Here is a 24,086-nt window from a genome sequence, read left to right on the forward strand (position 1 = left end):
ATATCTCAACATATATTAAATATGAAAGGAGGGAAGAAATTATGATATGGTTCAGGAAAAAAGACAAAAGTAAAGAAAATGAGATACAGGAGCAGTCCACAGGCTGTAATGACAGTAACGGGGAAGACAGGAGCGCAGAGCGGTGCTTTTGGCCGTTTTTCGGATGCCCGCGGCCTTGCCCTCCGCACCCATGTCCTCCGCGTCCATGTCCTACGGGGATAACCGGAGCAACGGGTCCGACGGGTCCGACAGGTCCAACCGGTCCGACGGGTCCGACCGGCCCCAGTGGAGCGACCGGTCCGACGGGTCCGACGGGCCCCAGTGGAGCAACAGGTCCCAGCGGAGCAACAGGTCCCAGCGGAGTGACCGGTCCGACGGGTCCGACGGGCCCCAGTGGAGCAACAGGTCCCAGTGGAGCGACCGGTCCAACGGGTCCGACGGGCCCCAGTGGAGCAACAGGCCCCAGCGGAGCAACAGGTCCCAGTGGAGCGACCGGTCCGACGGGTCCGACAGGCCCCAGCGGAGCAACAGGTCCCAGTGGAGCGACCGGTCCGACGGGTCCGACCGGCCCCAGTGGAGCAACAGGCCCCAGCGGAGCAACAGGTCCCAGCGGAGTGACCGGTCCGACGGGTCCGACGGGCCCCAGCGGAGCGACGGGTCCCAGCGGAGCAACAGGTCCGACGGGTCCGACCGGCCCCAGTGGAGCAACAGGCCCCAGCGGAGCAACAGGTCCGACGGGTCCGACCGGCCCCAGTGGAGCAACGGGTCCCAGCGGAGCAACAGGTCCAACGGGTCCAACCGGCCCTGCGGGCGAAGATGAGGAAGTCAGCTTTCTGTCCGCTTATTCAACACCTTCACAGACGGGAACAACAGGAACCTTATTGATCTTTGACAGAAACGCGTCATCCAACGGTACAGATGTTACTCATACTGTCAACACGCCGCAGGTGGTGATAAACAGAACAGGGATCTATGAGATTTCCTTCCATGGAACAGTCGGGCCTACCGGCAGCTCGAAATTGCCAGTTACGATCATCTTGTCTCTGCAGCAGCAGGGAACGACCGTGCCGGGAGCAACAGTCCAGCATACGTTCCACACATCATCAGATTCCGGCAGTCTGGCATTCTCCCAGATCATACAGGTGACGACAGTTCCGTCAACCCTGCAGGTGACGAGTCTGGGCGGCAATTTCTTCTATGGGGGAATTACGATGACAGTACAGCGGCTCGGAGACATCAGCGCGGACTCTGTATAAAATTTGGGAAGTGACGGGGAATGATCTCTGATATTTTCTGAAATTTAGAGAAAAGGAACGCCGGATCCCATCTGGTGATCAGGCGTTCCCTTCAGAAAAATATATGTATGATAGATATGGTCAATGGCGATTTCAGATGATAACAATTCCTCTTTAAGCGGTCTGTTTCAGCATTCTTTCATGCATGAAGATCATGAGCAGCAGGATCATGAGCAAATAAAATGGAAAGAGAAATACTCCGATACGATTGGCGATCAGTCCGAAAACCGGCGGCATCAGGCAGGTGCCGGTATAGGCGGACGCCATCTGCACTCCGATCATGGCCTGCGATCTTTCCGCTCCGAAATGCTGTGGAGTGGAATGAATGACAGAGGGATAAACTGGAGCGCAGCCCAGGCCCGTAAGAGCCAGGCCGGCAAGAGCGGAGACTTCACCAAAAGGGAGCAGGAACAGCAGAATGCCTGCCAGCAGAAGTCCCTGTCCCAGCCGTATCATTTGTGTGTCATTTAACTTCAGTGTCAGAAAACCGCTCAGCGCGCGTCCCACAGTGATACCGATGAAAAACAGTCCGGCGCAGCCGGCGGCTGTCTCAGACGAAAGACCGCGATGAAGCGCCAGATAGCTGCTCGCCCAAAGGCCAATGGTCTGTTCCAGCGCGCAGTAGCAGAAAAAAGTTATCATCACTTCTTTTGCCCCCGGGATCCGGATGATCTGCGGCAAGGATAATGGCCGGTCATGAGGAAGAACCGGTATCTTCCGGTCTGCCGTGGCGATGACTTTTTTATTCCAAAGCGGAAGGCTGAACAACAGCACTGCGGTCAGGACAAATTGCAGAATGGAAATGCAGAGATACCCCAGATTCCAGCTGTGCCCGTCGGATAACGCCGCTCCCATGATATAAGGCCCCAGAGAGGCGCCGATTCCCCACATGCAGTGGAGCCAGTTCATATGACGGCTTGCGTAATGAAGCGCGACATAGTTATTCAGCGAGGCATCCACACAGCCTGCGCCAAGTCCGTAAGGGACGGCCCACAGACATAACATGAAATAGGAATGACTGGCGGAAAATCCCAGAAGAGCCGCGGCGGTTATCAGTACACTGACGGCAGTGACCATTCCCGTACCTGCTTTTTTCGTCAGGCGGTCACTCTGCAGACTGGAAATGATCGTGCCTGCCGCGATGATCATGGAAATTCCGCCCGCATAAGAAACGGGAACAGAAAATTGCTGATACATACTCGGCCATGCCGAGCCCAACAGAGAGTCCGGCAGTCCTAAACTGATGAAGGCCAGATAAATAATGGCCAATAATAACTGAAACATTGTATTCCTCCTGCTGAATTTATACATGGTAATAATATCGCCTATTTTCTGTTGAAACAACTTGATTTTGGACATATAATATAAGAAAACCGACAAAAGCCAAGAATCATGAAAGGAGATATTTGTCCGATGCCATTACAGGAATGCAGTGTGAATGTGAATAGAGAATTAAAAGAACTTCGGCCCCACGGTACGCTTGACTTTCCATGTGCCGGCTATTCAGCTCTTTATGCGGACGATGAGGGTGACATCATAACATGGCACTGGCATGAGGAAATGGAAATTGTTTATGTGATGGAAGGATGCATGGAATTCAGAGTATCTTCCAGAACCTTTATGATCCGGGAAGGAGATGGATTTGCGGTCAATTCAAATGTTCTGCATTACGGAGCAGCCAGCGGAAGCTGTCGGTTATTATCGCTGGTCTTCAGTCCTCTGCTTATAACCGGAAATGATCATTCTGTATTTGCCAGAAAATATTTACAGCCGCTTACAGCGTGCCGGTCCTTTTCGGGGTATCCTGTATTTTGCCGGGAGGATCCGGACATGCTCCGTGATTTTCTCAGAGCGTTCGACGCAATGGAGAAAGAACCTCCGGGATTTGAATTTATTGTCCGGGAAAATCTGTCCCGGATATGCTTTTCTCTGACAGAGAAACTGAAGAGTGAGATCGATACGCCGGGGACGGGAGCAGAACAGAATGATCTGCGGATCCGGAAAATGATAGAATTCATCCACAAAAATTATTCCCGGGAGATATTTTTATCTGAGATCGCGGGACAGGCGGATATAGGGGAAAGAGAGTGCCTGCGCTGCTTCCAGAAAACGATCCGGTGTTCACCGATCCAGTATTTGCTGAAATATCGCATTATGAAGGGAGCGGAAATGCTTTTGCTGGAACCGGGGAGGAGTATTTGTGATATCGCACTCTCCTGCGGGTTTGGAAGTGCCAGCAATTTCGCTCAGTTATTTAAGCGTTTCTATAACCGTACTCCCCGTGAATACCGAAAAGCAGGGAGTCAGCGGCACAAGGACATGCATCTGGATACAAAGTAAAAACAGAATTGTTACTTTTGTGAGAAAGAAGTAAAATTTTTCTATATTTTTTATTAAAATTATATAACCAAAAATGCAAAGGGATTCATAAAAAGTGTAAATTAATTGGGGCAAAGTCTGGTATAATTACTCATGTAAGCAGCTTTTACTTTCCGTGATACCTCGGAAAGAGCTTGTTGAAACAGCATGAGGAAAGGGCTTTGCCCCGTCCTGTGTATGTGAAATCTTATAAGGAAGGAGGTTACGAGGATGCCAGATATCAGGTTGACTAGAATTGACAACCGGCTGATTCACGGTCAGGTGGCAACCCAGTGGTGCGGCGTTGTAGGCGCAAATCTTCTGCTGGTCGCGAACGACGCGGTGGCGGCAGATGAATTCCGTCAGGGTCTGATGAATATGGCTGCGCCGTCCTATGCGCAGACACGGTTCTTTACGATCCAGAAGACGATCGACATCATCCACAGGGCTTCACCAAATCAGCACATTGCGATTATCTGCGAGACCCCACAGGATGTGCTCAAGCTTGTCGAGGGCGGAGTGCCGATCAAGAAAGTAAATATCGGCAACATGCACATGGCTGACGGGAAACGTCAGGTCGCGACTTCGGTTGCGGTCAATGACGACGACGTTGCAACTTTCAGAAAGCTGCAGGAGCTGGGGGTGGAACTTGAGATCAAGAGAGTTCCGGATACACCGGCGGAGAATATTGACAAGTTATTTAAGTAATTAAAAAGTTTTATCGGTTAAGAGGAAAGGAGTAGACATGGGAGATATTACGATCATCCAGGCAATACTGGTCTTCATCGTTGCCTTTATCATGGGTATTGACCAGTTCAGCTTTTTGGAGTCCCTCTATCAGCCCATCGTTACCTGCCCGATCATCGGAGCGATCCTTGGTAACTTTGAGCTTGGTATCGTAGTCGGAGGCGCTTATCAGCTGATCCAGATCGGAAGTATGCCGATCGGAGGAGCACAGCCCCCGAACGCGATCCTTGGTGGTATCATGGCGACAGTCTTTGCGGTTTCACTGAATCTGGAAGCAACTGCAGAAGGCGTTGGTACAGCGCTTGGCCTTGCGATTCCGTTCGCGGTATTCGGGCAGTATGCAGTTACCCTGACATTTACATTTATGTCCGGTATGATGGCAAAGGCTGACAAGTATGCGGAAGAAGCGAATGTGAAAGGTATCCGGAATATCAACTTCCTGGAAATGGGAGTACTCGGCTGCCTGTTCGGTCTCCTGGCGGTAGCAGGTCTGTATGGCGGCACCGCGCTGGGCGATACGCTTCGTCAGTTCTCACTGGATTATTCATGGGTAATGGCAGGCCTTGACGCGGCCGGCGGAGCAATGAAGTTCGTCGGATTCGCGATCCTTATGAAGGTTATGATGTCAAAAGAAATGTGGGGATTCCTGCTGGCAGGTTTCGTTATGGCTCTGCTCTGCAGCGCTAACTCGACTACATCAGGAGCAACTCTGATCCTGTGCGCATTCGTAGGTGTTGCTATCGCAATCTATGACTTCTCGACACAGACAAAGATCAAACAGAACGCAGGCGCAGGTGCCGGCTTTGTGGGAGGTGACCAGGATGGCATATAATATTCCGGATAAATATCAGGATCTGACTCCGGCGCCACAGCTGGATAAGAAAACGTTAAATAAGATGGTATGGCTGTCCTGTTTCTTACAGGCATCCTTCAACTATGAGAGAATGCAGGCGTGTGGATGGCTCTGGTCCATGCTTCCGGGTCTTCAGAAGATACATACGAACAAGGAAGACCTGAAAGCCTCCATGGCACACAACCTGGATTTCCTGAATACTCACCCGTTCCTTGTTACATTTGTAATGGGTATTGTTCTTTCACTGGAGCAGAATAAGGCAGACACACAGACGATCCGTTCCGTGCGTATCTCCGCTGCAGGCCCGCTGGGCGGCATCGGTGACGCACTGTTCTGGCTGACACTTGTTCCGATCGCTGCAGGTTTGACAGCAAACATGGCGATGGACAACAAGAGTATCGCCGGCGCGATCATCTTCCTGCTGATCTTTAATATTGTTCAGTTTGTCATCCGTTTTGGTCTGATGTACTGGTCTTATGGACTGGGAACGAAGGCAGTTACTCTGCTTACTGCTAACGCGAAAGAATTTACGCGTGCGGCAAGCATCCTGGGTATCTTTGTAGTGGGCGGACTGATCGCGAACTATGGATCTACCACGGTACGTATGATCGTTGGCGAGACGCAGATCAATATTCAGGGACTGCTGGACGGCGTTCTGCCGAAGCTGATCCCGCTTCTGATCACACTGGGTATCTATGCTCTGATCAAGAGAGGCTGGACTCCGGTGAGATGTATCATCCTGATCCTTGTAGTGGGTATCGTAGGATGCGCGTTCGGTATCTGGACAGGTAATTCCCAGGCACTGGATGCAGACGGCAACGCACTTCCGGGCGGATATACTCCTCTTGTAGAGTGGTATGAGTACCCGACAGAAGACGCGGCCGAATAGAGTTAATTAAAGAAAAGACCTGACGTGTCGTCAGGAAAAGCGAGGGGAGGGATCCAGGTCCCCCCCTCCTGTTAATCTACAGAGAAATCAGGTGGCTGTTTGAGTACGATAACAATTTTTATTGTAGTGATCGCTCTCGTGATCTATCTTATTTTCCAGGGCGTGAAAAATTTTCAGCTTCATATAATGAATACGGGGCTTGGGAACAGAGACAAGGGTATTGTGGAAAAGACAGCAGATATGCCGGTGTCGAGGAAACTGCTTGGAGAGTATGTCTGTGATCTTTATAAACTGCGTGTATATTACATCACAAAAGACGAAGATAAGTTTGAAAAGATGCTCCGGCATATGATCGATACTGAAAAATATCGTCCGGATGACAGAGAAAGCTTCCTGGAGACATATTTTCATACTTTTCTGATCAAGGGGAACCGAAAATATGCAGACTGGCTCCTCGATGGGATCCGAAAGACGGGAAATGAGAAATTTATCCGGTACAGTGAAGAATCTTACGCAGTCATGCTTGACGGCAGGAATGACCTGATCGATAAAATGGTGGAGGATATTAACTCCAAAGTTTACTATGGATTTGCGCTGGGCGTAATTCTGTTTATGGTTGCAAAACAGTATTCCTATCTTGGAGATGAGAAGAATGCGCTTGAATATATGAGGAGCGCAAAGGCATGTTTTCATCCAAAGGCAGTTTATATGCCTGTTGTTGACAAATATCTGGAAAAAGATTTGAATAGCATGCAGTGAGTGTTTAACAGGAGGAATATCATGATTGGATTATTAGTGACAGGACACGCGAATTTTGGCTCTGGTATGACAAGCTCAGTGAATCTGATCGCGGGAGAGCAGGAGGCATATCAGTATGTGGATTTTCTGCCCACATACAGTACGGAAGACCTGACACAGGAGATAGGCAAAGCGCTCGAAGCTTTGAAAGAATGTGAAGGAATTATTATTTTTACGGATCTGATGGGAGGAACTCCGTTTAATGTGGCTGCCCAGCTTGGACATGGCAAAGAGAATATCCGCATTGTGGCAGGAACCAATCTGCCGATGCTGGTGGAGATCGTTATGTCCCGCAAGTTTATGGATGATCTGGACGGGCTTGTGGATTCAATCCTGGAGACGGGGAAAGAGCAGATCGTTAAATATGAATTCAAGCAGGTAGTACAGGAAGAATCCGAAGAGGGGATCTGACCGAAATATCTGCATACTATAAACATTATGCCGCACAGGCAGCGCCTGCGTGCGGCAGAATAATCAGAAGGAGAAGTAAGATGGGTGAGATTTTTGGTATTACACAGGGAAAAATGCAGGAAACTTCCTCAACTTTTACTCTGACGGAGATTTATCAGCAGCCCGCTACATGGGAGAAAACCTGCAGACAGATCAAAGAGCACAGGGATGAAATTAAAAAGTTTATCGATCAGGTGATCAGGCATGATGATTTTGATGTGATCCTGACAGGCGCGGGTACCAGCGAATTTGTGGGGAATGCATTGTTCCCCCATCTGGCGGGGCTGTTGGACCACAAAGCAAAATCTTATGGGACTACTGACATCGTGGCTACACCGGAGGCTTATCTTTCCCGAACGAAGCCGACACTCCTGATCAGTTTCGGACGTTCCGGAAATTCACCGGAATCTGTGGGGGCCATTGACGCCGCCGAGGCCGTATGCGACAATATCTGGCATCTGTTTATTACGTGCAATAAAAACGGCGCTCTTTCAAAAAGAGCCGACACAACAGACAACTGTTACGCCATTAATCTGACAGATGAGACACATGACCAGAGCTTTGCCATGACATCCAGTTTTTCCAATATGTATCTGGCAGCTTATCTGTGTTTCCATCTGGACGATCTGGACGAAGTCCTGGATAAGGTCCGTAAGATTACAGCGGCGGGACAGGAGTTCCTTGACACGAAATACAGTATCGCTCAGAAGATCGTGGACGAGTATGATTTCAGACGTATCGTTTATCTGGGGAGCAATACGCTGAAGGGCACGGCTCAGGAGTCCGCGCTTAAGATGCTGGAACTTACGGCAGGACGGGTTGTGACCATGTATGATACTCCGATGGGGTTCAGGCACGGGCCAAAATCCATTGTGGATGATACAACGCTTACGGTAATATATCTCAGCGATGATCCTTACACAAGACAGTATGAGATGGATCTGTTAAAGGAAATGAGCGGACAGCGCAAAGGCAATAAGATCGTGGCTGTTATGAGCGGCCAGGATGAAACTGCCGCCGGTCTTGCGGATTACGCGGTAGTCTATGGACTGGATGGAGCTTATGAGAATGTACAGCTGGGGCTTGATTATATACTCTTTGCCCAGACTCTGGCGGTGCTGAAATCTCTGTCACTGTCAATTACGCCGGATAATCCGTGTCCGACAGGGGAAGTAAACCGGGTTGTAAAAGGAGTTACCCTGTATCCTTACACAAGAAAATAGGACCGTAGGAGGCTAGACAATAACTATGAACTTAGAGATCATCATATGGAGCTGTGTCACTGTAGGCGTTCTGGCAGGAATCTTTGTCATCATCCTTGGAATCATCTCGGCTAGGAACATGAAGAAAAACAGAGAATCCATGAAGGAGCTTCAGAACGGGATCAAGCCGGGAGCAAGGATCCTGTTTGGCGGCGGTATCTATGGAAAGATCGTGAAAGTAAAGAATGACACGATCGATGTTGAGATTAATAAGAGTACAGTTATACAGATTTCACGCTACAGTATCCAGAGCATCATAACTGAATAAATGGAAACAGCGTATTTTTAGAAGCATAAGGATTCATAGCGAAACCAGTAAAATAGAACCGGTTGACACCGGTTCTATTTCCGGCATATGAACCTGGAACTCCCGGATCAGGGAGAATGTTCTGACGATTGTTTACTCTGGTTTTCTGCTATTTTTCTTGAATAGGCGCTGGGAGTAGTGTTAAAATATTTTTTGAACAGCCTTGAAAAATAATGGATAGAGCTGAACCCAAGTTTATACGCGACTTCACTGATCGTATATTGCTCTTCCCGGATCAGCTCTTTGCTTTTTTGGAGCTTCATGTTGAGAAGATAATTTTTCGGGGAACTGTTCAAGTGGGTTTTAAACAGTGCCTGAAGAGAAGATCTGGAAACATAGAACTCATGGCAGATTTCTTCTATAGTGATGGGTTCGGTTATCCGTTTGTTCATATAGACCAGGATCTCGGACAAGAGATCATTACGGGCCGAGCTGTTGTCTGTAAAAAGAGTCTGATGGCTGATCGTCTCATAGAACTGCATAAGCAGAAGGAGGGCTTCCTGAAGATAGCAGACCATCAGTGTGCGTGTATAATAGGAATTTTCAAAACTCTCAATCAGCAGTTTCCAGAGGATCTGCTGAAGTTCGCTGGTGCAGTGGAAAGTATGTTCGAGGATATGGAGAGCTTTTCTCTGATTTACGTCAAACACCACTGTGAGATAGGAACAGTCCGTATCCACATTGATGACAGCCGCATCGGCCCGATATAGGATCAGGTCATGCGGATGAAGGGAATAGGTCCCTGAGGACAGAGTAATATCCAGAGCTCCTTCATAGACATAAATCATTTCATAAGACTTGTGAGCCGGTTTCGAGAGACGGCACTGTTTGGAGCGCTTGACAAACCAGCAGTCCAGTATCCTGCGTACGTGGAAGGGAACAGAGACGGGCTGGTATGTGTATGGGGACGGAAGCTCCGCGATAGCCGGAGTGGTTTCCGAAGCAATCAGATGCCATTCCAGAGGAATGGACAGCGGGATAATATTAAAATAGACTCCCGGGCGGAGCTTTATATTATGTCTGACCGGAAATGTTCTTAAATCATTCATCTTGCGGGAACTGGCCACCAGGATCAGCGCCAGGCCAGGCGGACACTCAATATAGATCTCACAAGGAAAATAAAAAAGTTCTGTCAGCCTCTTCTGATCGGAGGTGAATTCCTGACGGTCCAGTCCATGCTTCTGGATATCAAGCGGCTCGTCGTAGAATGTACCGAAAGGTTCAAAAGTGCTGTCAAGTGTTTGATTTGTCATAGGATGGCCCTCATTTTGCGCAAAACAGTTTGTACTTTTTAAAGTATAGTATATGTATTTTTAAAAATCAAGACAGGAGGTATCTATTATGATCATTCAGAGTAAAAAGGTCTGGCTTGCTGATCAGTTTGTGCCGGCGCAGATCGAGGTGAAAGACGGAAAGATCGTGGATCTGCTGGAATATGGTACAAAGCAGGCGGACGTTGATTATGGGAGCAATCGGATTCTCCCGGGATTTATTGATATCCACTGCCATGGCGCGTATGGGTTTGATACGAATGACGCCAAGGAGGAAGGCCTGCGTTACTGGGCACGTAATATTGTGGATGAAGGAGTTACTGCTTTTCTTGCCACTACGATCACACAGAGTGAGCAGGTACTTACAAATGCATTGAAAAATGTGGCAAAAGTCGTAAAAGACGGCTATGAAGGTGCTGAGATTCTGGGAGTTCATTTCGAAGGCCCCTATCTTGATATGAAGTATAAAGGAGCACAGCCGGAACAGTATATTGTAAAGCCTGCCGTAGAACAGTTTAAGAAATATCAGGAGGCAGCTGACGGGCTGATCCGGTATATTACGATAGCCACAGAGCAGGATGAGGATTTTGCTCTGACACGTTATTGTACAGAACATGGCGTGGTTGTCAGCATTGGACATTCTGCGGCGACGAGCCGGGAAGCGGTACAGGCCTTTGCGCATGGCGCAAGATCCATGACGCATGTATACAATGGCATGACTCCCTTTAATCACAGAGCCAACGGTCTGGTAGGCGCGGCATTCCGAATGAAAAGCATGTACGGAGAGGTCATCTGCGACGGCAATCATTCCACTCCGGCTGCGCTGCGCATGTTTTTTGACGCCAAGGGGCCCCATTATGGGATCATGATCAGCGACGCTCTCATGGCCAAAGGATCACCTGCCGGATCCAAATTTATATTCGGCGGAAATGAGATTGAGATTTATGAGGATGGAAGCGCGCATCTGACTTCTTCAAAGAGTCTTGCAGGCTCTACTCTTCATATCAATGAGGGTCTCAGGATCCTGATTGAGGAGGCACTGGTCCCGGTGGATACGGCAATCAATTCCTGCACGAAAAATCCGGCTGCCTGCCTGCGTATCGATGACAGAAAAGGGTCTGTCAAAGTGGGGCTGGATGCGGATCTGGTTGTTCTGGATCCGGACTATCAGGTGCTGCAGACATACTGTATGGGCAGGGCTATGATCGGAGAAAAAGAATAGGAAACAAAAGATCAGGAAGGTAAGTTAAGATGAGCAAGAAAAAGAGACCGGCCCCGGTGGAGAAGATCCGCCTGTCGGGAAGGAATATTTATACAGATAAGAGAGGCCGTACGATATTCTACGATATGATAACCAAAAAAGGATATCTGGTGGATAAGAAAAACGAAAATTCAGCGGTGTTTTTCAAAAACAGATTTGTTGTGATCCTGTTTGCGGCAATCCTGTTCGGGGCAACATTTCTGACCGTGTTACAGGCTGTGATCGCCTGGGCAGTTATGATGGTTCTGTCAGAATTTGCCTTCCGCTGGTCTTTCCTGAAAAAGCTGGAGCCGGTTACAGATGTAGATTTTGAACGGCGTGTCTCAGCATTGCAGTATATCGTGGAGAACAAGGAAAAAGGAAGAGTTATAGTCCTGGCAGTATTGTATCTGGCATTTGCGGTTCTTATTATCCTGAACGCGTATATGGAAGAATACGCTGTGGGATTGTGGGTGTTCAGCGGATGTCTGGCAGTGGTAGGAGTGTATTTCGGTGTCTTGCACATCATTGCGCTTACCAAAATGAAATAAAAGTGTAAATATTCAGAAAATGGCGAAAATTGGGGACAGGCACCTTTTAAAAGGTGCCTGTCCCCAATTTTCGCCATTTTCTGAATTGTTTTTTGTAACAATGAAATTTGTTGGAAATGATAGTAATATAAATAAAATGAAATATATACATGTATATATTTCACAGTTGATCTAAGAAAAAAGAGGAGGTGATATAAAAAAGGTTGAGTGAAAAAGTAAATTCTGCATGTAAAGTTAAATTCCATACTGAAGACTAAATTCGTTATTAAAGGGTTTGACGAAATGCGTCAAACCCTTTAAAGTGGAATTTAACCAGATAATAATTACTTTTCTGCAATAAAATTGTATGCCAATAAGACAACTGGAATCTGCCCTGTAAGACTAAATTCCACTTGTCTGGCACGATCGGTATGGAGCCTTTATCCGCAGATTCGTTATTATTATCTGGTTTTATTTTTTGAGTAATGCAGGCGTTAATACGATCTCATCTGCCGGTATTTCAGTGAGAGCGAAAAAGTTTAATAGCTCCTGGGGCAGCATAAGCTTAGCCAGAGCCATAGGCGATAACCCTCCAAGGCTTTGCCGTGGTGAGCTGTTGATATGGCTCATCATCAGGTTGATATCTTTTTGTGAGTAATCGTCAAAGGATGTTCCTTTCGGGCATATTTTCCGGATATACTCATGGTTCTTCTCACAATGGGGGTTTTGCCAGGAACACATAGGGTCACAGTAATAAATACTTGTCCGGATCAGGTTGTCTTCCCCGCATTCCAATGCATCCGGGATCTGAAATTCACCGCCTCTGTCCGTTAAAATCAGCGAAAATGCAGAAGCAAAGGAAAAGGTCCCAATCGCATGTTCAATAGAGTCGAATACGTTTTTTACATGACGTGACTCCTTGCTGTCAAGGAGATAAGCCATCATAAAAGAGCAGCCGGAAAAATGGAAAGTGAGCAGTGCCCTGCGGGAACCTTCACAGCCGAGTACGGTGTCCATTTCCGTAATCCTTGTATCCGGGAATTCTTTTAAAAATGCCTGGAGATCTTTATAAGTACGTCCTTCATAGATTGCCTTATCGGCTGGCTCAGAAGGACCGGAAGAGCGGATCTTATATTTTACTTTTTTAGGCAGGTCGATATTTTTAACACTCAGGGCACCGGATTCAATGTAATTGTAAAGAGTCTTTTCTGAGTAAGGGATTTCCGGATGATTCTGAAGGATCATGTAAGGAGACTGACCCTGCAGGATGAGAGGGGAAACCAGCTCGTCCTGCCTTATTAAATCTTCCGGAGAAATATTGATACCGGTCCTGGATTCAAGAAGAACTGTGCGGTATTCCCTATGAGCGGTCGTGGCCCTATAATAGGCTTTGTCCAACCGGCATCCACTTTTCTTGCTGCAGGCATTGCAGACAAAAGGAGCTTTATCCAGGATTGGGCAATGATAAGTGCGAGGAGTGAAGTCATCGCAATGGGAATTGCAGTGATTACAGAGTTTACACATCCTTTTGCAGACTGGGGCATAAATACCACAGATGTTCTTTTTCTTGCAGTCTTTAACCAGGGCACATTTGTTTTTAGATTCATTGAAATGGTTATGTTCCTGAAAAGAGCGGTGCTTTTTGATCTCTTTGGAGATTGTAGTTGGGTCTTTCCCTAACTGCAGAGCAATACTACGAAGGGACCTACCCTGATCCAAGCCCTTTTCAATCGTGATACGTTGATCCATTGTCAAATGTTTTTGGGTTCCGGGGATTGATTTACACATAAGTACCTCTTTTCTACTGCGGATAGAAGGTACTAAGAATGATAAAGGATATAGAAGAAGAGAGTAAGACTAAATTCAGCATGAAAGCGGAATTTAGTTTTTCATTCAAGGGTGATATAAAAAATGACGAAAAAATGTTGACAATTATCAGAAGGTGTACTATAGTAACAATATACAATATTTTGTACGAAGGTGTTATCGGTATGGATAAAGGGCTGTACCAGAAGATCGGGGTTACGATCGGACAACTGGCGATGGATTTTCTGACGAGAAATATAGGAGACAGGATTCCGTCTGTCTCGGAATATCAGGAGAAATTCGGAGTATCCAGAGGAACGATCCAAAACGCGCTTGCATACATAAAAGACAATCGCGCGGTTTCACTGCGATCCCACGGACATATGGGTACCTTTATCGAAGCCATGGATTACACCAGACTGCAGAACTGCTGCGTCAGGGAAGAGATCCTTGGCATTATGCCGCTGCCATATTCTGTCACGTATGAAGGATTTGCTACGGCGATTTATGAGGCCCTCGGGAAGCTGAATTTTAATATGGCATATGCCAGAGGCGCGGTGGGGAGACTCCGCCTGGTAGAGGCAGGGACCTATCAGTTTGCAGTATGTTCGCGATATGCGGCAGAACTGGCAATCCGTCAGGGATGTGGAGTCCAGATCGTTCTTGATTTTGGAGTGGGCAGTTTCCTTTCCCGCCATGTTCTGATGCTGCGTGATAATCATGCGACGGGGCTTGAGGACGGTATGCGTGTAGGGTATGACAGTGCGTCCCTGGACCAGAGCAAGATCACGGAAAGGATCATTCAGGGCAGGAATGTCAGACTTGTGGAGACAAAGACGCAGAATATTGTATCAAGTCTTAAGGCAGGAACGATCGATGCCGGTGTCTGGAATTATGACAGTGTGGTGGATCATGGGCAGGGCGGTCTGAAAGTCGTATTTTTGTCAGATGAAGAATATGACACGGATTTTTCGGCCGCGGTGATCGTTGTAAAGGTCGGAGCGGAATATATTAAGGCGCTCCTGGAAAAAAATATAAAGAAGGAACACGTACTTAAAGTACTTGAGGAAGTGCGGGAAGGAAAACGACCCGCGGACTATTAAAAAGATATAGTTGTCTGTGGAAAATTTTGAATATCTGCTGTTTGAGGTTTACCACAGGCAAATATATATAGACCAATATACAAAATATTGTATATTGAGAAAGGAGGGTGTTTTGAGCAGGGCTGAAGATCTATATGCGCGGATCGATGTTCTGTGTGGCGCCGGGCTGATATCCGGAGAGGATGCGGATACCTGCCGTGAGACAGTAGATATGCTGCTGTCTGAGAAGGAAGACGTGGATGAAGAGAGGTCGGGAATTTTCATCACTCATCTGGCGATGGCGCTTAAGAGGGCACAGAACGGGCAGACGGAGACTCCTATCGACGCGGCTGTGCTGGAGGAATTAAAAGAAGAGCCTGTCTATGAGAAAGCTGCTGAGTTTTTCGACAGAATGACAGAGATACTTCCAGAGCCGCTTCCGGATGCGGAAACAGGATTCATCATGGTTCATTTATGTAATGTATTGGCATGATCAAAAAACAGGAGGAGAGAAAATGAAAATCGCAGTAGGCGGAATGCAGAAAAATGAAATGAGAGACGCGATCCTGAAAGCTTGTCCAGACGCGGAAATCATTGTTACCACAGACATGGGCGCGGTGCCTATGTTAAAAGACGGCCGGGCAGACTACTATTTCGGAGCCTGTGAGAGCGGCGGGGGATCGGCCATCTCAATCTTGATCGGGCTGATGGGATACAGTAACTGCTGTACTGTATGCAAGAATGGGGGAAGTCCGAACAGAGATGAGATCCAGAAGTTTGTGGATGCCGGAAAGATCTGTTTCGGGATGACAGTTTCCAATATTGACGGAACAGTTCCCGTACTTATGGATGTGCTGATGAAGAAGGAAGCAGAAAAGTAATTCTAAAGAAGAAAGAGAGGAAACAGGAATGGAACTTAGTGTAATAAACATTATCTTAGTTATGGTAACATGTGCCATGACCGCATTTATGTCGCACATGGGAATGGCGGTATTCCATGACGGAATCCGCCCGGTTATCCCGGAATATATTGAGGGGCGCATGCACAGGTCTGAGATGGCTACCATCGCGTTTGGACTCAGTGTGGGATTTATCGCGTCAGTCGGTATCGGAAACGCGCTGGCTACGAATCTTTTGAATCCGTGGCTGCTGTTCCTGGCGACGGATATCATCGGGATCGCTTCCCCGAAGAAATGGCTTGCACCGATCCTCGGAGCGGCTTACGGCGTACTTTGTATCACCGCCATCGGAGGCGTCAATACGGTGCTGACAGGAATGCCTGTAGATCTGATCTCCGCGCTTGGCAATGTAGGTACCTATGTAGTGACCGGCTTTGCAATTTTCCCAATTGTAACGATCATTATGCAGTTTGGAATGAAAACGGGCATCATCTCAGCTGTAGTCGTGCTCATCTTCCGTTTCGCGGGACCCAGATTTTCTTCTATCAGCGATGACGCATGGACAATGATGGTGGGTGTGATCCTTCTCGTTGTGCTCTGTATCAGCCGTGATATGAAGAATAAACCGGAAAAAAGCGAGGGAGAGTCGCTGAATGTATTTTCTGAGAGAACTGCAAGGATCCGGAAGAATCTTCCGTTCCTGATGGTAGCCGGCGCGCTGATCGCCGTGATCTGTAATGTACATGTATTTGCCGGCTCTGACGTATCTATGTTCGACCTGGCTAAGGCATACGCCATGTCAGATCCCGGAGAAGCAAATTCTCTGATCCGGACAGTGGCTACAAACGAGTTCATGAGAGCGCTGAGCTTTATTCCGTTGATCGCTACGACAGCTGTGACGACAGGTGTATACGCGGTGGCAGGATTTACGTTTATCTATGTGGCAGGATATCTTGCGCCCAACCCGATCGTCGCAGCCATCCTTGGCGCGGTCATCATCCTGGTGGAAGTAATGCTTCTCGGCCTGATCGGAAAGTTCCTGGGCAAATTCCCGTCCATGCGTGACGCTTCCGACAATATCAGAAGTGCGATGAACACCTGCGTAGAGTTCGCTCTTCTCATCGGTTCTATTTCGGCCTGCTGCGCAATGGGAGAGACCACATCAGTCGGAGCGACCGGAGGATTTATCATCGGCGGCGTGATCTATCTTGTCAACGAGGCTACAGGACGCAAGATCATGCGTATGGCAATCGGGCCGATTGCCGCGATCGCAACGGGTCTGCTTCTGAACCTTACCTATCTGATCGGACTGACACCGCTTGTATAATTCAGAAAAAGACGACGATTTAAGAAGGTGACGATAACATGATAAACACAGTAGGAGGGGCAATTGACGCCGGACAGCTGGGCGTTACAATGTGCCACGAACATCTCGCGCTGGACCTGTCAAGGGTCCGGGGCGACGATGATTCCGTATTTGACGATATCGGGATGATAGAAAAAGAAGTCATGCTTATGAAAGAGCCGGGCGTACAGTCTGTCATCGAAGTTACATGCAATGATATGGGCCGGAATGTGGAAATGCTGGCCCGTATCAGCAGAGACTGCGGCATCCATATCGTGCCGGCTACCGGGTTTTATCTGGAGGCCTACCATCCGGAAGAGATCAGGCAGAGCAGTCCGGAGGCCATCTGTGACATTTTCTGCCGGGACATCCAGGAAGGGATCGGAGAGACCGGAATAAAGGCCGGGATCATCGGGGAAGTGGCAGGAGGCGAGAAGGAGCTTGCCCCCAGTGAGAGAAATGTGCTGGCTGCGGCGGGCATGGCAGGATATAAAACAGGCTGCGCCGTGACGACTCACTGCCAGCTGGGCCGGCTGGGACTGGAACAGTCCGCGCTGATTCAGAAACAGGGGATCAACCCTGACAAGATCATTCTGGGACATATTGATCTGTCAGATGACAGGGAATATCAGAAGAGCCTGCTGGACACAGGCGTGAACATCGGGTATGACACCATAGGAAAGACTTCCTATCTGTCCGATGAACGGCGGGCGGATAATCTGATGTGGCTGCTTGAGAAGGGGTATGAAGACCATATCCTTCTGTCTCAGGATATTTCCAGGAAATCGTATATGGCAGGACAGGGAAAATATGACGGATATACAACCGTAATGAAAAAGTTTGTTCCGATGCTCAGAGAAAGAGGAATCACGGAGGAAACGCTGAGGAAGCTGCTCGTCTCTAATCCGGCCAGAATCGTGGATATGGGGTACTAAAGGAGGAAAACATATTGCAGACATATCCGTTGAAAGGAATGAATTTAGACGAAGCCAGGGCGGTCCAGTTCCGGGTGATCGACTGCATCATGAAAGAATTTGAAGGTCACGAGATCTTAAGCCGGGGCGACCTGGGAGTCGTCCCGGGGCTGAACAAGCCTGTGGCCACATCCAAGGTAGAGCGGGTTATCGCTGATATTTTTGAGGCGGAGTCCTGTGTCCTGGTCCGGGGAGCCGGAAGCGGCGCGATCCGTCTCGGTCTGTATTCCATGATCGGGCCGGGAGAGAAGATCCTGATCCATGACGCGCCTGTGTACAGCACGACGGCTACGTCCATGGAAATGATGGGACTTCGGTGTATGAAAGCGGATTATAATGACCCGGACAACCTGAAGGCCGTGCTGGCGAAGGAGAAAGATATCCGGGGCGCGGTAGTTCAGTACACCCGCCAGAAACCGGATGACAGATATGATATGGAGTCCGTTATCCGGACCATAAAGGAAGGCGCAGATATCCCCATACTGACAGATGATAACTATGCGGTTATGAAAATGAAAAAAACAGGAGTCCAGTGCGGTGCGGATCTGTCCTGCTTCTCTTCTTTTAAGCTTCTTGGCCCGGAAGGGATCGGGATCGTGATTGGAAAAGAGAAGTATGTCCGGAAAATTGTGGACTGCAGTTACTCCGGAGGCATGCAGACCCAGGGGCATGAAGCCCTGGATGTGCTGCGTGGACTTGTGTACGCGCCGGTGTCGCTGGCGGTGGAAGCGGAAGTTATCGAAGAGTGTGTAGACCGCCTGAAGAAGGGGGAAGTACCCGGGATCAGGGATGCTTTTCCGGCAAATGCTCAGTCCAAGGTCCTGCTGGTGGAATTTGAAGAGGACATCGCAGAGCAGGTCCTTGAGGCGGCAGAGAGGCTTGGCGCGGCTCCGAACCCGATAGGGTCTGAATCAAAATATGAAATGGTCCCGATGTTTTACAGGATATCCGGCACATTCCGCAGGATCGATCCCACGTTTGAGAAAAGGATGATCCGGATCAACCCGATGCGCGGCGGGGCGGATACGGTACTGCGGGTACTGAAACGGGCCATGGAAAGTGTGAGTATATGTTTCTGAATCAGTTGAAAAAGAGAAATGAAAAACTGCTCGAGACCGCGTTTGAGCTCCATCAGTCGGGCAGGATCGATCCGGATTCCTACGTGATCGATGTGGATACATTTACAGAAAATGCGAAAAAGATCTCCGAAAAGGCAAAAGAATGTGGGATCACGCTGTTCTTCATGCTGAAGCAGGTGGGAAGGAATCCATGGCTGGCGGAGAGACTTATGGAACTCGGATTTGCCGGGGCAGTGACGGTAGACTACAGGGAAGCACGGGTTATGATGCGCCATAATATCCCCATCGGGAATGTGGGCCATCTGGTGCAGATTCCCAGCAGACAGGTTCCGGAGATCGTCGCGTACGGACCGGAGTATATTACGGTCTATACAAAAGAAAAGGCGGCGGAGATCCATCAGGCGGCAGAAAAGCTCGGAAAGACCCAGAAAATCCTGCTCCGCGTGACAGGTGAAGGGGATATGATGTACTCCGGGCAGACTGCAGGGTTTGCCATGGAGGAACTGGAGGAGACTGCGGACTGGATCCGGAAAAACTGTGGGAATGTCAGGATCGCGGGTGTGACTTCCTTCCCCTGCTATCTCTATGATGAAAAAGCGGGAGAGATCCGGCCTACCCATAATCTGAAAACCGTGCTTGAGTCGGCAGACCGGCTGGAAAAAACGGGGATCCGATGCGGACTGATCAACACCCCGTCCGCCAGCTGCTGCGCCACATTTGAACAGATGGTGAAATACGGAGGAAACTGCGCGGAGCCGGGGCACAGTCTGACAGGCACGACCCCGCTGCACGCTGTCAAAGATCAGCCGGAGATCCCGTGCTGTGTCTATGTGACAGAAATTTCTCATAACTTTGAAGGTCTGGGATACTGCTACGGCGGAGGATATTACAGGCGTTCCCATGTGGCCAATGCCCTGGTGGGGAAAAGCCTTGGAGAATCAGAAATGCTCTCTGTGATCCCGCCGGAGTGCGAGAGCATTGATTATCACTTCGGATTATCAAAGACATGCCGTGTGGGAGATACCGTTTTGATGGCTTTCCGCTATCAGATCTTTGTGACACGGAGCGATGTGGTGCTGGTGAAAGGCATACAGAGCGGAAATCCGGAGATCATCGGCGTATATGACAGTCAAGGGAGGCAGAAATGAACAGAAGATTTGTGGTAATTGTTCTGGATGGTTTTGGGATCGGCGCTATGGAGGATACAGCCAGAGTAAGACCTGCCGATGTAAAGGCCAACACGCTGCGGTCGATCCTGAAGGATTTTCCGGATATGAAGCTGGAAAATCTGGAAAAGCTGGGACTTATGAATGCTTTTGGCAGTGAGAGCGCAAAAATGCGGTTCTCGGAGGATGCTAATTACGGGAAATGTGAACTCATGCATTTCGGCGCGGATACTTTTATGGGGCATCAGGAGATCATGGGTACCCTTCCGAAAAAGCCGGATCAGCATCCTTTCCAGGAAAAAGTCGAGGAGGTCTATCATCATCTGAAAAGCAAGAACCATAAAGTCGAGGTGATTGAAAGAGGCGGACTTCGATATCTTCTGGTCGACGATTATGCGACAGTCGCGGACAATTTGGAGGCGGATCTGGGGATGTGTTATAATGTCACAGCGCCGCTGGATGATATGCCCTTTGAAAAAGAGCTTGAAATCGGACGCCATGTAAGAGAAGTAGTCACAGTGGGCAGGGTGATCGTGTTCGGAGGAACCGGAAATACGATGGAAGATCTGTGGAATGCGGAGGAGACGAAACAGGACAGATTCATCGGGATCGCGTCCGCAAAATCGAAATCCTATGAGCAGGGTTATCAGTGCAGGCATCTCGGATATGGCGTGGATCCGGAGGTGCAGGCGCCTACGATCCTGGCAAAAGCAGGACACAGGGTATCTCTGTTCGGGAAAGTGGCGGACATTGTGAGCAATGAGCAGGGAAAAAGTGTTTCCTGCGTTCCAACAGAAGAAGTGCTGGAACTGACGATACAGGAGCTGGCCGGAATGAAGGAAGGGTTTATCTGCACGAATGTGCAGGAGACGGATCTGGCCGGGCACTCACAGTCTTCCGAAACATACAGAGAGATCCTGGAGATCGCAGACCGCAAGATCGGGGAGCTGATCCCCATGCTGACAGAACAGGATGTACTTGTGGTCATGGCTGATCACGGCAATGATCCGGATATCGGCCACAGCAAACATACAAGGGAATGCGTGCCGCTGCTTGTATACCGGAAAGGCATGCACGGAGTGAAATTTGGCACGAGAAAAACACTTTCGGATGTGGGGGCTTCAGCCTGTGCATATCTGAAGGCACCGCTCCCGGAGAGTGGAACGCCGTTTATTGTGGACTGACAGACTGAAAGATTATCAGAAAATATATCATCGGGAAATTACATAAAAAGGGAAGTCCTCCCGGAACCGGTTTTATGGATCAGGAAGGGCTTCCCTTTTTTATAAATTTTTCTTTATTTCTGTATCATTCTGTTTTGTCTGCAATCCTGTTTATGCCTGTCCCTCAGAACCGCATACGCTGATCTTCTGTTTTACCAGATCTGTCACATGCTGCATACCGACAGTGCCGTATTTCTTCGGATCAAATACGTCCGGATTGGCAGCCAGGTATTCTTTGACCCCGTCGCTGAACGCGATGCGGAGTTCTGTGGCATAGTTCACTTTGCAGATCCCGCGTCTGATGGATTCACGGACCGCCTCATCCGGTACGCCTGATGCTCCGTGGAGAACAAGCGGGATGGACACGACCTCGCGGATCTCTGTCAGCCGGTCAAAATCCAGCCTCGGAATTCCTTTGTACAGACCGTGAGCCGTTCCGATCGCGACCGCCAGAGAGGTAACGCCTGTGCGCTCCGCGAATTCTTTTGCCTGCTGAGGATCTGTATACGGATTCTCGTCTCCGCCGTCCAGATCATCTTCCTTGCCGCCTACCTTGCCAAGTTCTGCTTCCACGCTGATACCGGAGGGAGCGCATGCCTCCTGGACGCGGCGGGTCAGAGTGATGTTGTCCTCAAAAGACTCATGGGAGCCGTCGATCATAATGGAAGTATATCCTGCCCTCAGAGCCTGCATTGCCAGTTCAAAGCTGCTGCCATGGTCCAGGTGCATCGCGACCGGTACGGAAGCTCTCTTAGCCGCAGTCTGCACCATCGCGAAGAAATAATCGACTCCTGCATATTTGATCGTGGAAGGAGTTGTCTGCATGATGACGGGGGCTTTCATTTCTTCCGCGGCTTTCAGGACTGCCATGACCATCTCAAGATTCTCTACATTGAATGCGCCGACTGCGTAATGGCCGGCCTGTGCCTTTTTTAACATTTCTGTTGTCGTGACTAATGGCATAAAATCTACCTCATTTCTTTAAAAATATTTTATACTTTATACCCTGTAGTATAGCACAGCAGATAAATGTTTGTCCCGCCATTTTTTATTTTATTAAAAAGTGCAAAAAGAATACCTGAATGTGATGAAGTCACTGTTCCGGATATGGAAAATATGGTATGCTGTCAGAACACAGACAGAGAAAGAAAAGGAGATTGTTTATATGGGATTTACAGTTGAGACAGGGATCTCTGCCCTTACCGTGTTTTTACAGGGACTTTTCAGTTTCTTTTCACCCTGCGTGCTTCCGCTCGTGCCGCTTTATCTGGGGTATCTGGCCGGAGGGCTGAATACAGGGGGTAATGCAAAGAACGATGCAGACATGAGAGCAAATCCGGGATTTCGGGAAAGGATGCGGCTGTTTGTCCGCGTACTCTGTTTTACGATAGGGATCAGTGGCGCGTTTTTTGTGCTGGGACTGGGCGCGTCGGCCGCAGGAAGTTTTTTCCGTGAGAACCGAATGCTGTTTGCCCGCATCGGCGGCGTGATCGTCATCCTGTTCGGCCTGTATCAGTTGGGAGTAATTGGAAGTTCCAGAGCGCTCGGGACAGAGCACCGGCTTCCGGTCCGTCTGGAAAAAATGACCATGTCCCCGGTCACAGCTCTGATCATGGGCTTTACCTTTAGTTTTGCCTGGACACCCTGTGTGGGGCCGGCACTGACCAGTGTCCTTCTGATGGCCGGGAGCGCTCAGTCCGGCGGTATGGGTTTTCTGCTGATCGGAGTGTATACGCTGGGTTTTATCCTGCCCTTTCTGGCAGCAGGGATATTCACGGCCGGTCTGCTGGCATGGTTTAAGAAGCACGGCAGAGTCGTCCGGTACACAGTCAAGATCGGGGGAGTACTTATGATCCTCATGGGACTGCTCATGTTTACGGGAAAGATGAATGATATCACCGGATATCTGTCCACAGCAGGCGGCAGCACGGCAGAGGAGACGGCCGGAAATGAAGAAGACGCTGCCGGAAATGAAGAAGACGCTGCCGGAAATGAGGGAGATATCACCGGAAATGAAGAGGATGAAGACGCAGGGCAAAATGAAGAAACGGCAGAGACAGTCCGGGCATACGGATTTGAACTGAGCGACCAGTACGGGAACACCCATACGCTGGAACAGTATGAAGGAAAAGTTATTTTCCTGAATTTCTGGGCCACCTGGTGCGGTCCCTGCAGGAACGAGATGCCGGAGATCCAGAAGCTCTATGAGGAATACGCGGCGCAGGGGGAGGACGCGGAAGTGGCGATCCTCGGCGTGGCCGGCCCCGGAATGGGCGGAGAGGGGTCTGCGGAGGATATCACTGCCTTTATGGAGGAGAACGGCTATACCTATCCCGTCCTCATGGATGAGACAGGGGAAATGTTCAGCTACTATGGAATTTCCGCGTTCCCGACCACATTTATGATCGACAGAGAAGGAAATGTTTTTGGGTATGTGAGCGGGCAGCTGACAGAAGATATTATGAGAAGCATCATTGATCAGACGCTGGCGGCCAATTGATTTTTCGATTTC

25 protein-coding genes and 1 pseudogene are annotated in these 24,086 nt (G+C 49.0%); 21 read left to right on the top strand and 5 right to left on the bottom strand.

The genetic code is table 11. The features are described 5' to 3' along the window. Window positions 1-41: 41 nt before the first annotated feature. Complete coding sequence (locus BQ7367_RS14255) at window positions 42-1,256, top strand: collagen-like domain-containing protein (protein ID WP_083588911.1); 1,215 nt, start codon at window positions 42-44, stop codon at window positions 1,254-1,256. A 153-nt stretch (window positions 1,257-1,409) separates the two neighbouring features. Here the strand turns inward: BQ7367_RS14255 and BQ7367_RS08810 are convergent, their stop codons facing one another. After that, a complete protein-coding gene (locus BQ7367_RS08810) occupies window positions 1,410-2,579 on the bottom strand; it encodes an MFS transporter (RefSeq protein WP_072525105.1) in 1,170 nt (389 codons plus the stop codon). 129 nt (window positions 2,580-2,708) lie between these two features. Here BQ7367_RS08810 and BQ7367_RS08815 point away from each other — a divergent pair, with 129 nt between their 5' ends. The 8 genes from BQ7367_RS08815 (at window position 2,709) to yajC (ending at window position 8,920) form a co-directional block, all read left to right on the top strand. Then, entirely contained in the window at window positions 2,709-3,635 is a 927-nt protein-coding gene (locus BQ7367_RS08815; RefSeq protein ID WP_072525106.1) for an AraC family transcriptional regulator, read from the top strand. A 249-nt stretch (window positions 3,636-3,884) separates the two neighbouring features. After that, complete coding sequence (agaV, locus tag BQ7367_RS08820; protein WP_072525107.1) at window positions 3,885-4,361, top strand: PTS N-acetylgalactosamine transporter subunit IIB; 477 nt, start codon at window positions 3,885-3,887, stop codon at window positions 4,359-4,361. A 37-nt stretch (window positions 4,362-4,398) separates the two neighbouring features. Then, window positions 4,399-5,232 carry a PTS mannose/fructose/sorbose/N-acetylgalactosamine transporter subunit IIC gene (locus BQ7367_RS08825; RefSeq protein WP_072525108.1) on the top strand — a complete coding sequence of 278 codons (834 nt, stop codon included), beginning with the start codon at window positions 4,399-4,401 and terminating at the stop codon, window positions 5,230-5,232. Beyond that, the gene (locus BQ7367_RS08830) at window positions 5,222-6,142 is read left to right on the top strand and encodes a PTS system mannose/fructose/sorbose family transporter subunit IID (protein WP_072525109.1); all 921 of its coding nucleotides are present in this window, start codon (window positions 5,222-5,224) and stop codon (window positions 6,140-6,142) included. Before BQ7367_RS08825 ends, BQ7367_RS08830 begins: the two co-directional genes overlap by 11 nt. A gap of 99 nt (window positions 6,143-6,241) precedes the next feature. After that, window positions 6,242-6,901, top strand: a complete 660-nt coding sequence (locus BQ7367_RS08835) for a hypothetical protein (RefSeq protein ID WP_072525110.1) — start codon at window positions 6,242-6,244, stop codon at window positions 6,899-6,901. A 21-nt stretch (window positions 6,902-6,922) separates the two neighbouring features. Beyond that, a complete protein-coding gene (agaF, locus tag BQ7367_RS08840) occupies window positions 6,923-7,351 on the top strand; it encodes a PTS galactosamine/N-acetylgalactosamine transporter subunit IIA (RefSeq protein WP_072525111.1) in 429 nt (142 codons plus the stop codon). A gap of 80 nt (window positions 7,352-7,431) precedes the next feature. After that, on the top strand, window positions 7,432-8,613 hold the full coding sequence (locus BQ7367_RS08845) for an SIS domain-containing protein (RefSeq protein ID WP_072525112.1): 1,182 nt from the start codon (window positions 7,432-7,434) through the stop codon (window positions 8,611-8,613). Between the two features lie 25 nt (window positions 8,614-8,638). Next, window positions 8,639-8,920, top strand: a complete 282-nt coding sequence (gene yajC / locus BQ7367_RS08850; RefSeq protein ID WP_072525113.1) for a preprotein translocase subunit YajC — start codon at window positions 8,639-8,641, stop codon at window positions 8,918-8,920. Between the two features lie 107 nt (window positions 8,921-9,027). Here the strand turns inward: yajC and BQ7367_RS08855 are convergent, their stop codons facing one another. Then, the gene (locus BQ7367_RS08855; protein ID WP_072525114.1) at window positions 9,028-10,212 is read right to left on the bottom strand and encodes a helix-turn-helix transcriptional regulator; all 1,185 of its coding nucleotides are present in this window, start codon (window positions 10,210-10,212) and stop codon (window positions 9,028-9,030) included. 88 nt (window positions 10,213-10,300) lie between these two features. Here BQ7367_RS08855 and nagA point away from each other — a divergent pair, with 88 nt between their 5' ends. Together nagA and BQ7367_RS08865 are read left to right on the top strand one after the other, a co-directional pair. Beyond that, window positions 10,301-11,452, top strand: a complete 1,152-nt coding sequence (gene nagA, locus BQ7367_RS08860) for an N-acetylglucosamine-6-phosphate deacetylase (protein ID WP_072525115.1) — start codon at window positions 10,301-10,303, stop codon at window positions 11,450-11,452. Window positions 11,453-11,481: 29 nt separating this feature from the next. After that, the gene (locus BQ7367_RS08865) at window positions 11,482-12,021 is read left to right on the top strand and encodes a hypothetical protein (protein WP_072525116.1); all 540 of its coding nucleotides are present in this window, start codon (window positions 11,482-11,484) and stop codon (window positions 12,019-12,021) included. A gap of 450 nt (window positions 12,022-12,471) precedes the next feature. On the opposite strand, the gene BQ7367_RS08870 is transcribed toward BQ7367_RS08865, so the two are convergent. Then, the gene (locus tag BQ7367_RS08870) at window positions 12,472-13,398 is read right to left on the bottom strand and encodes an IS30 family transposase (RefSeq protein ID WP_235837579.1); all 927 of its coding nucleotides are present in this window, start codon (window positions 13,396-13,398) and stop codon (window positions 12,472-12,474) included. Here BQ7367_RS08870 and BQ7367_RS14825 point away from each other — a divergent pair. After that, complete coding sequence (locus BQ7367_RS14825; protein WP_235837580.1) at window positions 13,363-13,680, top strand: hypothetical protein; 318 nt, start codon at window positions 13,363-13,365, stop codon at window positions 13,678-13,680. The genes BQ7367_RS08870 and BQ7367_RS14825 overlap by 36 nt on opposite strands. A gap of 15 nt (window positions 13,681-13,695) precedes the next feature. Here BQ7367_RS14825 and BQ7367_RS14950 read toward each other — a convergent pair. After that, a pseudogene (locus BQ7367_RS14950) lies at window positions 13,696-13,788 on the bottom strand (hypothetical protein); the annotation flags it as partial. A gap of 38 nt (window positions 13,789-13,826) precedes the next feature. Between BQ7367_RS14950 and yhfZ the strand changes: the two are divergent. The 8 genes from yhfZ (at window position 13,827) to BQ7367_RS08910 (ending at window position 21,535) form a co-directional block, all read left to right on the top strand. Next, window positions 13,827-14,909 (top strand): GntR family transcriptional regulator YhfZ, encoded by a 1,083-nt coding sequence (gene yhfZ, locus BQ7367_RS08875; protein ID WP_235837581.1) that lies wholly within the window; start codon window positions 13,827-13,829, stop codon window positions 14,907-14,909. A gap of 112 nt (window positions 14,910-15,021) precedes the next feature. Further along, the gene (locus tag BQ7367_RS08880) at window positions 15,022-15,381 is read left to right on the top strand and encodes a PRD domain-containing protein (protein WP_072525118.1); all 360 of its coding nucleotides are present in this window, start codon (window positions 15,022-15,024) and stop codon (window positions 15,379-15,381) included. Window positions 15,382-15,403: 22 nt separating this feature from the next. After that, window positions 15,404-15,769 carry a DUF2620 family protein gene (locus BQ7367_RS08885; protein WP_072525119.1) on the top strand — a complete coding sequence of 122 codons (366 nt, stop codon included), beginning with the start codon at window positions 15,404-15,406 and terminating at the stop codon, window positions 15,767-15,769. Window positions 15,770-15,797: 28 nt separating this feature from the next. Further along, window positions 15,798-17,114: a YhfT family protein gene (locus BQ7367_RS08890; protein WP_072525120.1), complete on the top strand. Its 1,317-nt coding sequence runs from the start codon at window positions 15,798-15,800 to the stop codon at window positions 17,112-17,114. A gap of 38 nt (window positions 17,115-17,152) precedes the next feature. After that, window positions 17,153-18,067: a phosphotriesterase family protein gene (locus tag BQ7367_RS08895; RefSeq protein WP_072525121.1), complete on the top strand. Its 915-nt coding sequence runs from the start codon at window positions 17,153-17,155 to the stop codon at window positions 18,065-18,067. A gap of 14 nt (window positions 18,068-18,081) precedes the next feature. Continuing rightward, window positions 18,082-19,185 (top strand): aminotransferase class V-fold PLP-dependent enzyme, encoded by a 1,104-nt coding sequence (locus BQ7367_RS08900; protein ID WP_072525122.1) that lies wholly within the window; start codon window positions 18,082-18,084, stop codon window positions 19,183-19,185. Further along, complete coding sequence (locus tag BQ7367_RS08905) at window positions 19,176-20,333, top strand: YhfX family PLP-dependent enzyme (RefSeq protein WP_072525123.1); 1,158 nt, start codon at window positions 19,176-19,178, stop codon at window positions 20,331-20,333. The genes BQ7367_RS08900 and BQ7367_RS08905 overlap by 10 nt, the downstream gene beginning before the upstream one ends. Continuing rightward, window positions 20,330-21,535, top strand: a complete 1,206-nt coding sequence (locus BQ7367_RS08910) for a phosphopentomutase (RefSeq protein ID WP_072525124.1) — start codon at window positions 20,330-20,332, stop codon at window positions 21,533-21,535. Before BQ7367_RS08905 ends, BQ7367_RS08910 begins: the two co-directional genes overlap by 4 nt. 150 nt (window positions 21,536-21,685) lie before the next feature. Here the strand turns inward: BQ7367_RS08910 and fba are convergent, their stop codons facing one another. Further along, window positions 21,686-22,537, bottom strand: coding sequence for a class II fructose-1,6-bisphosphate aldolase (gene fba / locus BQ7367_RS08915; RefSeq protein WP_072525125.1), 852 nt, complete (start codon window positions 22,535-22,537; stop codon window positions 21,686-21,688). A gap of 202 nt (window positions 22,538-22,739) precedes the next feature. Between fba and BQ7367_RS08920 the strand changes: the two genes are divergently transcribed. Further along, on the top strand, window positions 22,740-24,074 hold the full coding sequence (locus BQ7367_RS08920) for a cytochrome c biogenesis protein/redoxin (RefSeq protein WP_072526152.1): 1,335 nt from the start codon (window positions 22,740-22,742) through the stop codon (window positions 24,072-24,074). The last annotated feature ends 12 nt before the right edge of the window (window positions 24,075-24,086 follow it).

It is taken from the genome of Clostridium sp. Marseille-P3244, from assembly GCF_900120155.1.
Taxonomy (GTDB): domain Bacteria; phylum Bacillota; class Clostridia; order Lachnospirales; family Lachnospiraceae; genus Mediterraneibacter.